General features: G+C 45.7%; 12 protein-coding genes. 5 read left to right on the top strand and 7 right to left on the bottom strand.

Going from position 1 to position 11,769, the window contains the following annotated elements; all coding sequences use genetic code 11:
• The first annotated feature begins 23 nt into the window (after positions 1 to 23).
• Positions 24 to 854: a helix-turn-helix transcriptional regulator gene (locus MHI37_RS12255; protein WP_076335855.1), complete on the top strand. Its 831-nt coding sequence runs from the start codon at positions 24 to 26 to the stop codon at positions 852 to 854.
• A 9-nt stretch (positions 855 to 863) separates the two neighbouring features.
• Here the strand turns inward: MHI37_RS12255 and MHI37_RS12250 are convergent, their stop codons facing one another.
• From MHI37_RS12250 to MHI37_RS12230, 5 genes are all read right to left on the bottom strand, one after another.
• The gene (locus tag MHI37_RS12250; RefSeq protein ID WP_076335826.1) at positions 864 to 1,463 is read right to left on the bottom strand and encodes an ATP-binding cassette domain-containing protein; all 600 of its coding nucleotides are present in this window, start codon (positions 1,461 to 1,463) and stop codon (positions 864 to 866) included.
• A complete protein-coding gene (locus tag MHI37_RS12245; protein ID WP_076335827.1) occupies positions 1,453 to 2,376 on the bottom strand; it encodes an ABC transporter ATP-binding protein in 924 nt (307 codons plus the stop codon). The genes MHI37_RS12250 and MHI37_RS12245 overlap by 11 nt, the downstream gene beginning before the upstream one ends.
• 30 nt (positions 2,377 to 2,406) lie before the next feature.
• The gene (locus MHI37_RS12240) at positions 2,407 to 3,174 is read right to left on the bottom strand and encodes an ABC transporter permease (protein ID WP_256710219.1); all 768 of its coding nucleotides are present in this window, start codon (positions 3,172 to 3,174) and stop codon (positions 2,407 to 2,409) included.
• 89 nt (positions 3,175 to 3,263) lie between these two features.
• Positions 3,264 to 4,259 carry an ABC transporter permease gene (locus MHI37_RS12235; RefSeq protein ID WP_076335829.1) on the bottom strand — a complete coding sequence of 332 codons (996 nt, stop codon included), beginning with the start codon at positions 4,257 to 4,259 and terminating at the stop codon, positions 3,264 to 3,266.
• Between the two features lie 21 nt (positions 4,260 to 4,280).
• The gene (locus MHI37_RS12230; protein WP_076335856.1) at positions 4,281 to 5,861 is read right to left on the bottom strand and encodes an ABC transporter substrate-binding protein; all 1,581 of its coding nucleotides are present in this window, start codon (positions 5,859 to 5,861) and stop codon (positions 4,281 to 4,283) included.
• A gap of 249 nt (positions 5,862 to 6,110) precedes the next feature.
• Between MHI37_RS12230 and MHI37_RS12225 the strand changes: the two genes are divergently transcribed.
• A complete protein-coding gene (locus MHI37_RS12225) occupies positions 6,111 to 6,803 on the top strand; it encodes a response regulator transcription factor (protein WP_076335830.1) in 693 nt (230 codons plus the stop codon).
• Positions 6,781 to 9,012, top strand: coding sequence for a HAMP domain-containing sensor histidine kinase (locus MHI37_RS12220; protein ID WP_076335831.1), 2,232 nt, complete (start codon positions 6,781 to 6,783; stop codon positions 9,010 to 9,012). The genes MHI37_RS12225 and MHI37_RS12220 overlap by 23 nt, the downstream gene beginning before the upstream one ends.
• A gap of 123 nt (positions 9,013 to 9,135) precedes the next feature.
• Here the strand turns inward: MHI37_RS12220 and nikR are convergent, their stop codons facing one another.
• Both nikR and MHI37_RS12210 read right to left on the bottom strand, forming a co-directional pair.
• Positions 9,136 to 9,621, bottom strand: a complete 486-nt coding sequence (nikR, locus tag MHI37_RS12215; RefSeq protein ID WP_076335832.1) for a nickel-responsive transcriptional regulator NikR — start codon at positions 9,619 to 9,621, stop codon at positions 9,136 to 9,138.
• Entirely contained in the window at positions 9,621 to 9,965 is a 345-nt protein-coding gene (locus MHI37_RS12210; RefSeq protein ID WP_256710203.1) for a Dabb family protein, read from the bottom strand. The genes nikR and MHI37_RS12210 overlap by 1 nt, the downstream gene beginning before the upstream one ends.
• A 196-nt stretch (positions 9,966 to 10,161) precedes the next feature.
• Here MHI37_RS12210 and MHI37_RS12205 point away from each other — a divergent pair, with 196 nt between their 5' ends.
• Together MHI37_RS12205 and MHI37_RS12200 are read left to right on the top strand one after the other, a co-directional pair.
• Positions 10,162 to 11,592: a PLP-dependent aminotransferase family protein gene (locus MHI37_RS12205; protein WP_076335833.1), complete on the top strand. Its 1,431-nt coding sequence runs from the start codon at positions 10,162 to 10,164 to the stop codon at positions 11,590 to 11,592.
• A 24-nt stretch (positions 11,593 to 11,616) separates the two neighbouring features.
• Positions 11,617 to 11,751 carry a hypothetical protein gene (locus MHI37_RS12200; RefSeq protein ID WP_256710205.1) on the top strand — a complete coding sequence of 45 codons (135 nt, stop codon included), beginning with the start codon at positions 11,617 to 11,619 and terminating at the stop codon, positions 11,749 to 11,751.
• Positions 11,752 to 11,769: the final 18 nt, after the last annotated feature.

Raw genomic sequence — 11,769 nt, 5'->3', positions numbered from 1 at the left:
GTATGCTAAGGATGGTTGCTATGATCAATCAAGAAACTAGACTTCAAGCCTTATCCTCCTTCTTAAAATCAAAACGCGCCAAAATTTCTCCCGAAGCAGCAGGCTTTCCTTCCGGTACTCGCCGGAGAACGCCAGGCTTAAGGAGAGAAGAGGTTGCTCAGCTGGCAGGCGTCAGCCCAACCTGGTATACGTGGCTGGAGCAAGGGAGAGATATTAAAGTATCCAGCTCTGTTCTGGATTGTGTCGCAGCAGCTTTGCAAATGAATGACGACGAGCGCAAATATTTATATGCACTCGCGCTTGGGTCTGGTCATAGCACAGCCTCCGTTCATGAGGAGCATTCCGAAATCACCCCCTCCTTAAAGAGGATCTTGCAGGAGCTGCGCTTCTGTCCGACCATAATTTCGGATCGTCGCTGCCAGATCGTGGGTTGGAACCGAGCAGCCTCCCATGTGTTTATGGATTTCGAACAAATTCCTATTGAACAGAGAAATATGATTCAACTGTTGTTCACGCGTAAGGAGCTGCGCAGGCTTGCGGGAAACTGGGAGCATTTTGTGGGCGGATATCTCGCTATCTTTCGTGCTTATTACGGTCAATATGTACAGGATGATTGGTATGAACGTTTTATCGAGGAAATGAAGGGGAGCCATCCAGAGTTCCAATACCTATGGGAGCAAAGCCAGGTTAGCTCTGCCCCAGATGTATTGCTTGAATTCCGGCATGCGAAGGTGGGAAAAATGTTATTTCATTTGACTTCTTTCCAAGTACAAGGAAATACAGACCTCAGATGCAGCGTCTATACGCCTGCACCGGAGTCGTCAACCGAGACGAAGCTGAGCCGACTGCTCTAAGGGCAGCTGTCAGGAATGAAATTGAACGGTACGATCACAGATTTTACTGATGAGCGCATGATCATGACTAATAACGAGCAGACCAATTTGACGGGATTGAACGATGCCGAGCATGGTATGCCAAATTTGAGCCTGCGTAATTGCATCCAGCATCGTCGTCATTTCATCCGCAATGATAAACTTTGTATCTGGTCCAAGTGCTCTAGCGATGCAGCAGCGCTGCAGCTCCCCGCCGGACAATTCATTCGGAAACCGCTGAAGCCAGTCCGCCTTAATGCCTAGCGCTTCAAGCAGCGCTTCATCAGGCGTCCAGCCCTCCGTTAAGGTTTTGGCCATTCGCCATCTCGGATTAACGGCCCGCTCCGGATGCTGAAAGATCATTTGAACAGGATGATAGCTCCCCGTGTGCTCCGGCTTACCTGTTATCCGAACGTCGCCTGTAATCGGCCGTATATAACCAGCCAATAAACGAGCGAGCGACGTTTTTCCGCTTCCGCTCGGACCGACCAGACCAATGACCTCTCCAGCCTTAAGCGTTATGGAGAAATCGTTAAAGAGCCAGGGCCCGTTCCCATATCGCCAGCCTAGATTGTTTCCTTCAAGTTGCATGCAGACACCTCACCATTCCACCGCGAAGCTCTCGCTGCCCTGGTCGCTTTGAAAGACAGCCCTCTGTACAAGAGCTGCAGCGATCAGCGAAAAAACAGCCTTGCAGGTCAGCGCTTCGTGCAGGCTGCGTCCCAGCGATCGGCTCAAAGCCATTTTGGGGGAGTGCACGCCATAAGGCTTTGCTGTATGGATGCCTTAGCAACTCACCCTGTCCCTGAAAATCGCTTGCAGAAGCGAACTCCACAACCGTTCCCGCGTAAAAAACAGCCACCTTATCCGCGATTCGCAAGGCCGCCTCAATGTCATGGGTAATAAACAAAATAGCACAGCCGCCATCAGCAAGCTGCTTAAAGTGCCCCAAAGCCTCCGCAACATCATCCGGATGCATGCCCGGCGTTGGCTCGTCCGCTATAATGAGACGCGTCCTGCCAATCGCAGCAGTGGAAACGAGCACCTTGCGCGCCATTCCTCCTGAGAGCTGAAATGGGTAAAGCCGTCCCACATGCTTGCCCAATTGAAAACGCTCAAACAAGCTTTGACGCTCCTTAAGCTGCTTCGCGCCATCTGTTCTCACTCGCAGCTGCTTATCCACGCGCATAAGCGGGTCAAGATAACTTACAGATTGCGGCACAAGCGCGATTTCCTGCCCTCGGTAAAGCCGGAGCTTAGCTTCATCCAGCAGCTCACCGCCATAAGAGATCGTTCCCGTTGTATCCACGTTTTTCGGTAAAATACCCATAATTGCGTGAGCAAGCAAGCTTTTTCCTGATCCACTCGCGCCAACAACTGCAACGATCTCGCCTTCATTTATTGAAAAATCCAGCTCGTCCATAACTGTCGTTCTTTGCTGCCCGAAGCCCTTAACATACTGTATAAAGGAGATCGATAATTTGTTCACCTCAAGTAGAGGCATGCCGTTTCCTCCTTCCTTTGCATCCATTGCTTATAAATGCGCATTTCGCGGATCGATGAGCTGTCGCAAATGATTGCCCAGCTTATCGAAGGCTCGCACAGTGGCAAGCAGTCCGAGGCCTGGAAAAACAGCCAACCACCACATGCCCGTCGATAAATAACGCATAGATTCCGATAATATAATTCCGATTGCCGGCTGATGAGGCGACATGCCAAGACCGATGAACGTAATCGCCGCTTCATGCAGCACTGCATGAGGAAATAATAGCAAAAAGCCGACAAGCAACTGTGGAAACAAGTGCGGCGCAAGGTGGCGGGTCGCGATCCAGTATCTCGATCTGCCCAGCTTGCTGGAAACGAGCACATATTCTGCTGACATGAGCTGAAGCGCCTCCGCTCGGATCACCCGCGCGAGACTCGGCCAATGGGTCAGCATAATGCCTATGGCAACTCCTTTAAGCCCACCGCCGCATACGAAGGCAATTAGAATGAGCATGACAAGATGCGGAACACTTAAAAAAACATCGATCAGCCAGGAAATGATCCGATCAGCTGTTTTGCCAAGTGTAGCCGCCATGAGACCCATAACCGCTGCAATGACAGCACTGCATGCAGCACCCAGCAGTCCCACTTGTATACTTAAAGCAAGTCCCTTCACCGTACGGGAAAGCATATCTCTTCCAAGCCAATCGGTCCCAAACCAATGGGCAAGCGAGGGCGGGAAATTCCTATTTTCCAGCTGTACGGAAAGTCCTGTGGAGCCCAGCAGCCAGCTGCCGATGCCAATACTGGCAAGCAGAACCGCTGCCGCTGCTGCTGAGAAATAGGCGCGGCGCCGCCCATTCCAGCCTTTACTCTGTTTATGCTTAAATAGGGATGCAGAATGTTTCAAGCTCGCTCCTCCTTCCCGTGCCGAAGCCGAGGATCGACTATACGGTAGAAGTAGTCAGCTAGAGCGTTGCCTGTAAACACAAACAGCGTGCTGCACAAAACAAGTCCCATCAGCAAAGGTACGTCGCCTCTCAAGCCAGACTCTACCGTTGCTTGTCCAAGACCTGGATAGGAGAATACCTGCTCCGCAAGCACAGCACCTCCAAACAGCTCGCCAAAGGATGCGAACTGAAGTGTAATCGCGGGCAAAGCAATATTCCGCAGGCCGTGTCTGAACAGCAATCCCCAGCCTCGTTCTCCTCTAGCTCTAGCAAACAAAATAAAGTCGCTGTCCATCACGTCAATTAGCTTCTGCCTTGTATGCAAAGCGATGGGTGCAATTCCTACAACACTAAGTGTCAGTACCGGTAAAATCATATGCCGAATATGATCAGCAACCGTAACATTTTCTGCAAGCACGCCTGCCGGAACGCCTAGTCCCACAGGGAGCCAGCCTAGCCACACCGCAAAGATCATCATAAGCAGCAGCCCAACCCAAAAGGCAGGCGTTGAAGCAAGCGTGTAACAATAGCTCTTAATTATTCGATCCAACCACGAATCCTTCCTCAGAGCCGCCGCCACACCTGCTGTAAAGCCAATCACCCCAGACAGCAGCCAAGCAAACGCCATGAGCATAACAGAATTCATAAAACGATCGGCGATAACATCGGTTACCGGCTCGCGATAAATCATCGATGTGCCCATATCGCCTTGAAGCAAGGCTGCCCCCCATTTCAAAAATCGTTCAGTGAAAGGGCGATCGAGGCCCCAATACGCGGCAATCTCTTGTCTTTGCTCTGCCCCAACGCGCATCACATCCGCACCAATATAAGATTGAACGGGGTCGATGGGCGACATAGCTACCAGTCCGAAGGTGATGATGCTTACCGACGCAAGCAGCGCTATGAAGCGTATGAGTTTTTTTCCAATAAAAACAGCAACTTCCTGCAACATGCTACAACCTCTTCCCGCTTACTACTCTTTCCAGCTCCAGTTCTCGATATTGTCCGTCACCGGCCAGCCATGGCCATGCGGCTGAATGCGCTGCTTTCCAATGTCGAGGCCATCCCTTACTAAGAAGAGATGATCGATATTGACAAGCCATGCCCACGGCGCATCTCCTAGAGCGCTGAGCCCTGTCTGTCCGTCCCATTGCGCTTTTTTCCAATAGTCCAGCGATTCCTCTTCCGTCTGGGCGCCCAATGCTTGCTCAAATAGCTGATCAACAACTGGATTGCTGTAATAGCCCGTGTTGTAGTAATCGACACCGCCAAAATCACTGCTGTATAAATTGAACATTTCAAGTGGATCATGACTGCCCCAGCCAAGCATAATCGCATTCGAATGCATAAGCTTCTCTATCTCATCCCAGCTCTTGCCTTCCACTTGAATGTCAATGCCAACGGCCTTCACCATATCTGCAGCAGCCAAAGCAAGCGATTGACGGGTAACGTCACTGGACGGATAGATAAGTGAGAACTGAGCTTTTAAAGCACCTTTTTCAACAATACCATCCTTATCGCTGTCCACCCAACCGCTATCTGCTAATATTTTTGCAGCTGCTTCAGCATCATTATCTTTAATAACTGTCTCTTTATTCCACCAAGGCAGCCCGTCATTTGCAGTATACGCCGGTGAGCCGTAGCCCTCTAGAATACCATCGACCAGCTGCTGACGATTAATAACCGTATTGATTGCCTTACGTATAGCCACATCTGCGGTAACATCGTTGCCAATCGGATACCCTTCCGCCGTCTTGCCTCCAGACTTGACATATGGGAAGGCAATTCCACGGTTATCGACTGTTTTCACGGCTTCAAGCTTCATGCCTGCAACCTCTTGCTTACTAAAAGCAGAAGGTATGTATGCCACATCGACGCTGCCTGCTTTGGCTGCTGCGAATGCGCCATCCTCATTTAGAAATAAGAAGGTCAGCTTATGAAAGGATGGCTTCTTTCCATAATAATTTTCATTTGTTTTTACGATCAGCTGTTGGCCGCGGTCCCATTGTACAAACTCAAATGGACCTGATCCAACAGGCTTTTCGGCATAAGTGCTGCTATATGCATGCTTAGGTACAATGCCCGTCGTAATTAAATAATAAACAAAGGTAGATTGCGGCTTTTTCAGCTGAAAAACAACCTCATGCTGACCGGCCTCAACGCTTGCCAAATTGGTCAAATCAATAGACGCCCCGTTATTCGCCGCCGTATCGAAAGTGAACTTCACATCCTCAGCGGTAAGCGGCTCCCCATCAGAGAACGTCACATCATCCCGCAGTTGAACGGTCCAAAGCTTGCCATCTTCACTCACCTCGTAAGACGTCGCTAGATCGTTCACAATTTTCAAATCATCATCACGCTTTAGAAGCGTACTTTGGAACAGCGGAGAGCCATAGCGTCCCCAGCCCTTCGTTGGATCGAAGCCTGTATCCGGCTCCGAGCCTATAGCAACCACAAGTTCATTGGATTTAGCAGATTTGTTCTCAGGCTTGCCTACACTGCAGCCAGAAACAATTAACAGGATAATTCCTGTGTAGAGAAAGCTTAAATACATTTTCCTCACGATTCTTTCCTCATTTCACCCCGAAGTTTGTAACACGAATATGGAATATTGTAACACGAAAATTTTAGATTTTCATCACTTTTTTCAGTTTTCTAATCTATAGCAGTCAACTATTTGGCTTTTTCGGAGTCAAATCTAAAAAATATTAAGAAGTTCTTCATAATTATCCTAAATGGTTGTTAAGATTTTCCGTTTACTATTAAGATAATGAAAGAAGAATGCTGGAGAGTAGGTTGAGAAATGGATCATTTTTTTGTGCTGGTTGTTGATGACGAAAAGGAAATACGGGACGCTATAGAAATTTACTTAAAAAATGAAGGCATTACTGTGTTAAAAGCAAAGGATGGGATTGAAGCTTTAGAAATTATAAATGAACAGCAAATCCATCTCATTATACTAGATATTATGATGCCAAAGCTGGACGGAATTTCTGCTACGTATAAAATTCGCGAGAAGAAAAATATTCCTATCATTATTTTGAGTGCTAAAAGTGAGGATGCTGATAAAATATTAGGCCTCCATATGGGAGCGGATGACTATGTCACCAAACCATTTAATCCAATGGAGCTCGTTGCCCGCGTGAAATCCCAGTTGAGAAGATATGTTACTTTTGGTACATATGAAGGCATTAAAAAAATAATTGATTTAAATGGACTTACGCTGGACAAAGCAGCAAAAGAAGTAACGGTTCACGGAGACCCCGTCAAGCTTACACCTATTGAATATAAAATTGTTGAATTTCTTATGACTCACGCCGGCCGGGTGTTCTCGATCAACGAAATCTATGAACGGGTATGGAAGGAGCCTTGCTATAACGCAGAAAATACGGTAGCCGTCCACGTCAGAAAAATTCGTGAGAAAATCGAAATTGATCCGAAAAATCCAAAATACTTAAAGGTGGTATGGGGAATTGGATACAAAATGGAAAAATAGAATCGTCATGGGTGCGTGGGCCTTTATGTTTACGATTGGCCTCAGCGGACTCTTATCCTTTTTCTCTTTCGGCAACAGCTACACTCAGCAGGACTACTTCCATACACCGGAATTCCGATTCGAGCTTGATCAATTCGCAGGCTATCTGAGTATGTTCGAGTTAAACAGCGTCAATCTCGAGGAAGCGAAAAAATCGATAAAGGTTACTGAAGCTGATATTACGGAGTACCGTGACAGGTATGGTTATCTGAATGATCAAATCAATCATTTGAGAAATGAGTTCGAAGCCCTTATTCAGGATGCTTTGGCATCTGGTAACCAAGAGGCAGCAGATATCTATCTTGCGGAAAGAGACAAAAATATAGACGATATTACCAGTGTGTTCACAAGTGATGAGTATGTCACAGCAAAGGTGATCCATGAAAAAGAACAGACCATGAACAACTACTATAGGGAGAGAGAAAATTATCGTTCGGATTATTTGAAATACAAAGAAGCATTCCAATACTATTTTAAAAACAGCGTTACCGGTAAAGTCTATACCAATCTAAGCAACGTAGAAAATGAATCCGTAACGAACAATATGTTCCCAAGCAATCTGTTATTTATTACAAATTATTCTATACCAAAAGTATTTTCCATGTACCATGGCATCCCAGGACATGAAGAATTGGCAGATTCATTTATTCCATTTGAAGGACAGCTCGCCATAACTCAATCCCTAGCATCATCGAATCCAGTTATGATTGCTTTCGAACGCTACAAGCAGAAAAAAATCATCTCCTTTGTGTATACCTTGGCAAGCATTGTCGCTCTTATTCTGTGTTTCTTTCTCTTTAAAAAAGCGAGAGCTATTTCTGCCGGAATTGAAAAATGGATGCCGTATTATAACAAGCTTCCCATTGACTTACGAGCTCTTTTAATCATCATAAGCGGATTTAGCGCCGTGATCTTTCTATTTTCTATTAATGACCAAATCTTTAGTGAAATTGAAAATCCATTTGTTTACGGCCGGGATATCTTGTTCAGTATCATGATGGCATCAGTTATTTGGTGTCTCACACTTATCCAAGGAAGGTTCCTTGCTTCACAATTACAGGATTGGCAAAACATAAAAAAAGAATGGGATCATGCGCTCCTTAATAGGGTAATACAGAGCATGAAGGCATTCTACAATAAAACAAAGCACAGCCTGAGAGATGCTTTTTTGAATAAGAGCACGGGTATGCAGTTGTTCATTATTTTGTTTGCTGTATTTAGTTTAGGTCTAACCTCGATCATGATGATCGTACATCCATTTTTCATTCTTGTTTATATCATACTTCTTGCTTTTATAGGGCTTCCAATTGTAATGATCTTGATCAATCGCATCGGATATTTTAACGGGATCGTAATAAAAACGAATGAATTAGCTGTTGGAATTCTAGGGCAGGATCTCCCGGTGTCAGGCAAATCCGTTCTGGCAACGCTCGCTGAAAATATCAACGTGTTAAAGCTAGGAGTAAAAACGTCTCAGAACGAGCAAGCAAAGAGTGAACGGCTTAAAACAGAACTAATCACAAATGTAAGTCATGATCTGCGGACACCGCTAACCTCCATCATTACTTATACGGAGCTGTTAAAATCAGAAGATGTGTCAAGTGAAGACAGAATAGCCTATCTAGAAATAATCGATAAAAAATCAAAGCGGTTAAAGGTAATCATTGATGATCTATTTGAAGTTTCGAAAATGGTCAGTGGAAATATTGAATTGACAACGGAAAGAGTCGATCTCGTCCAGCTTTTGCAACAGGCACTTGCGGAATATGACAACACGATCAATGAATCCAGTCTGCAATTCCGGATTACATACAGCAAAATGCCCGTTTACGCTCTTGTCGATGGAAAAAAGCTATGGCGAGTCTTTGAAAACTTAATTGGAAATATCCTTAAATATTCACTAGAAAACTCGCGAGTGTATATAACAGTAGGAACGTTCGACAATCAGGCGATTCTTACGTTCAAAAATGTCTCTAAATATGAGCTTAGCGAAAATATGGATGAGTTATTTGAACGTTTCAAACGTGGAGATACGTCACGTCAAACCGAAGGCTCTGGCCTCGGGCTGGCTATTGCGAAATCTATCGTGGATCTTCATGATGGCAGTCTTGATATTGAAGCTGATGGCGACTTATTTAAAGTATGTATTTCACTGAAGCTTGATTTATAAACAGCTGTTTCAGAAGAGCTTCTGAAACAAACAATGGCAGTCTAGGACTTTATTATATTGTCCCAGGCTGCCGTTTTTTTTTCGGAAAAACAATCCAATGCTTATAACCGAAATTTCCAACGCTTAATTATGGTCATGGTCATGATTGTGATCGTGGTTGTGATTATGCTTCTGCTTCTGATCTGAATCATGCTTGTCTGCATAGGTCACCGATAACTCAGCGTATATAACACCCTTCTGCGTCTGGATCTGCTGATGCAGCGAGCGAAGCCTTGTAAGCTCTCCTCTAACGACGATGACTTCTAAGCACTGATCGTGATTCAGATGGACATGCATATTAGAAATAATATCATGATGAAAGCGATGCTGTACCTCCATCAACACAATGGGAAGATCGCTTACGTGGTGATCGTAAACAAGCACAATCGTTCCAGCAACATATTCATTCCCATTCATTCGAGCGGGCTCAAGCAAGGCTCGTCTTGCCAAATCACGGATTGCTTCTGATCGATTCGTATAGCCCTGATCATCAATATACCGATCAAACTGATCGATTAACGGTGCTGGGAAGGATACTCCAAACCGCACCAATTCATCTTTTTCTGCCATTAGTTCACCTTGCCTGAAATGGGATAGTCTATGACAATAACGTTTTCGATCAGACCATCCAGCATGCTCACAAAGTTCTGATGTGCCGGATGCGGACCGTAGTCAAGCAGCGACTGCTTGTCCGTGAATGTTACTCGCAGCCCCAACGTGTAGCCTTGGATATTGTCTGTTTCGGTCGTTTCATTGCAGCCAGCGGTTAGCTCCACAATGCCTGAAATGGCAGATGGCAGCGCATATAATGCATTCAGCAGCTCTTGTTCTTTGCTTGCGGACAGTTCTTCTTTAAACTTAAATGATACCAAATGCTCGTACATCATAGAACGATCTCCCTTCATTCTGTTCATGCCTTATTTTCTTATCATATCATGGACAGCTATCCTCATGTTAACATCCTACTGATGCTTTAATCTAGTGTCCCATTCCCCTAATTGGAGGGGTATTTATACTTCCAATTGGATCTTTACATAATAGTCTTAGTACGGTACGGTTAATAGACGTACAATTACAGTATTCATCAAACGCAGAAGGTGCAGGTATGCCATGTGGAAACCAGATCGTTCAGCTCAAACACCCTTGTATCAGCAAATTGTCGATCATATTGAACATGCCATCACCTATGCGGAGCTGCCGCCAGGCAGTCTTCTTCCGTCTGAGCGGAAATTAGCAGATCAGCTCGGCGTTAATCGAAGCACAGTCATTCAAGCCTATGACGAGCTGCGTGCCTCCGGTTTAGTGGAGAGCGTCATTGGCAGCGGAACACGCATCAGCCTAACCAAATGGGGCATCTCTCCATCAAATACTCCCAATTGGCGTCAATATACAGAGGGTGGCACATTTCTACCTAATCATCGACTCACGAGGCGCATTAGAGAAGCAACGCAGAACGATCCCTCCATTATTAATATGGCAAGCGGCGAGCTCTCGTCCGATTTATTTCCAAACGAAATGGTGAGCAGCATTCTTCGAGAGCAGCCGTTTCATGAGCATCTGGGCTACGATGATCCGCAGGGCTATCATCCATTAAGAGAATCACTCGTCGATGTCTTACAAAAATATAACAGCATCAATACGACTAAGTCATCCATGCTCATCACCTCGGGCTCGCAGCAGTCCTTATATTTAATTACGCAATGCTTGCTCTCGCCAGGAGATGCTGTTGCCATTGAAGATCCATCCTACAGCTATTCCTTGCCTATGTTTCAATCTGCAGGCTTGCGGATTTATCGCCTGCCCGTTCATGAGGATGGCATTGAGCCGGATGATATTATGAATTTGTATCGCAAGCATCGTATTCGAATGGTTTTCTTAAATCCCAATTATCAAAACCCGACCGGAACCAGCCTTAGCGAAGCGAAAAGAATAAAGCTGCTTCGAATTGCCGCAGATCTGCGCATTCCTATCGTTGAGGATGATCCTTTCAGCTTAACGACCTTTGACGGAAACGTACCGCCTCCTCTCAAATCGATGGATACGGACGGAACTGTGCTTTATATCGGATCGTTGTCGAAGGTAGCGGCTTCCGGACTCAGAATCGGTTGGATGGTCGCCCCGCAAACTGTAATTGAACGCTTAACCGATGCTAGGCAGCAAATGGATTTTGGATTGAGCATTTTGTCGCAATGGGCTGCGCAGCGGCTGCTCGCCTCTGAGCACTTTGACCAGCATATTACGAGCCTGCGTCAAGCCTTGTTTCAGAAGCAGCAAATGATGGTGCAAACCTTGCAGGAGGTGCTGGAGGATAAGGTTAGCTTTGTCCCTCCACTTGGCGGCTTGAATTTATGGTGCAAAATCAATCAAACCATTGATGATGGAAAATTGCTGGAGGAAGCTATAAAGAGAGGCGTTGTGTTCGTACCCGGAAGCGTATATGGCTCAGAGCCTGGTTATATAAGATTCAGCTATGCCAAGCCTAAGCTTGAGGATATACGCAGAGGAATCCTTGCCTTTTCGGATGCTTTGAAGCAATTTTGAACCTCTGGAAAGGAGGCTGAAGCAATGACTTACATTGTAATCTTGAGTGCGTTATTCCTTGTTGGCATCTTTTATATTGTAATTGCAGGAGCAGGCATTATTAGAGATGACGATCAAATCGTGGATCAACAGCTTGCGCAGCTGAACAAAACTCATTAATGGACATGCAGAAAAGCA

Source organism: Paenibacillus sp. FSL H8-0548 (genome assembly GCF_038630985.1).
Taxonomy (GTDB): domain Bacteria; phylum Bacillota; class Bacilli; order Paenibacillales; family Paenibacillaceae; genus Pristimantibacillus.
Note: the sequence above shows the minus strand (reverse complement) of the source record. Positions and strands in the feature narration are given on the sequence as shown.

Bases quoted from the DNA above. Each gene is read 5' to 3' on its own strand.
- MHI37_RS12235 (WP_076335829.1), bottom strand. From the start codon at position 4,259: ATGTTGCAGGAAGTTGCTGTTTTTATTGGAAAAAAACTCATACGCTTC.
- MHI37_RS12200 (WP_256710205.1), top strand. From the start codon at position 11,617: ATGACTTACATTGTAATCTTGAGTGCGTTATTCCTTGTTGGCATCTTT.
- MHI37_RS12230 (WP_076335856.1), bottom strand. From the start codon at position 5,861: ATGTATTTAAGCTTTCTCTACACAGGAATTATCCTGTTAATTGTTTCT.
- MHI37_RS12250 (WP_076335826.1), bottom strand. From the start codon at position 1,463: ATGCAACTTGAAGGAAACAATCTAGGCTGGCGATATGGGAACGGGCCC.
- MHI37_RS12245 (WP_076335827.1), bottom strand. From the start codon at position 2,376: ATGCCTCTACTTGAGGTGAACAAATTATCGATCTCCTTTATACAGTAT.
- MHI37_RS12210 (WP_256710203.1), bottom strand. From the start codon at position 9,965: ATGAACAGAATGAAGGGAGATCGTTCTATGATGTACGAGCATTTGGTA.
- MHI37_RS12225 (WP_076335830.1), top strand. From the start codon at position 6,111: ATGGATCATTTTTTTGTGCTGGTTGTTGATGACGAAAAGGAAATACGG.
- nikR (WP_076335832.1), bottom strand. From the start codon at position 9,621: ATGGCAGAAAAAGATGAATTGGTGCGGTTTGGAGTATCCTTCCCAGCA.
- MHI37_RS12205 (WP_076335833.1), top strand. From the start codon at position 10,162: ATGTGGAAACCAGATCGTTCAGCTCAAACACCCTTGTATCAGCAAATT.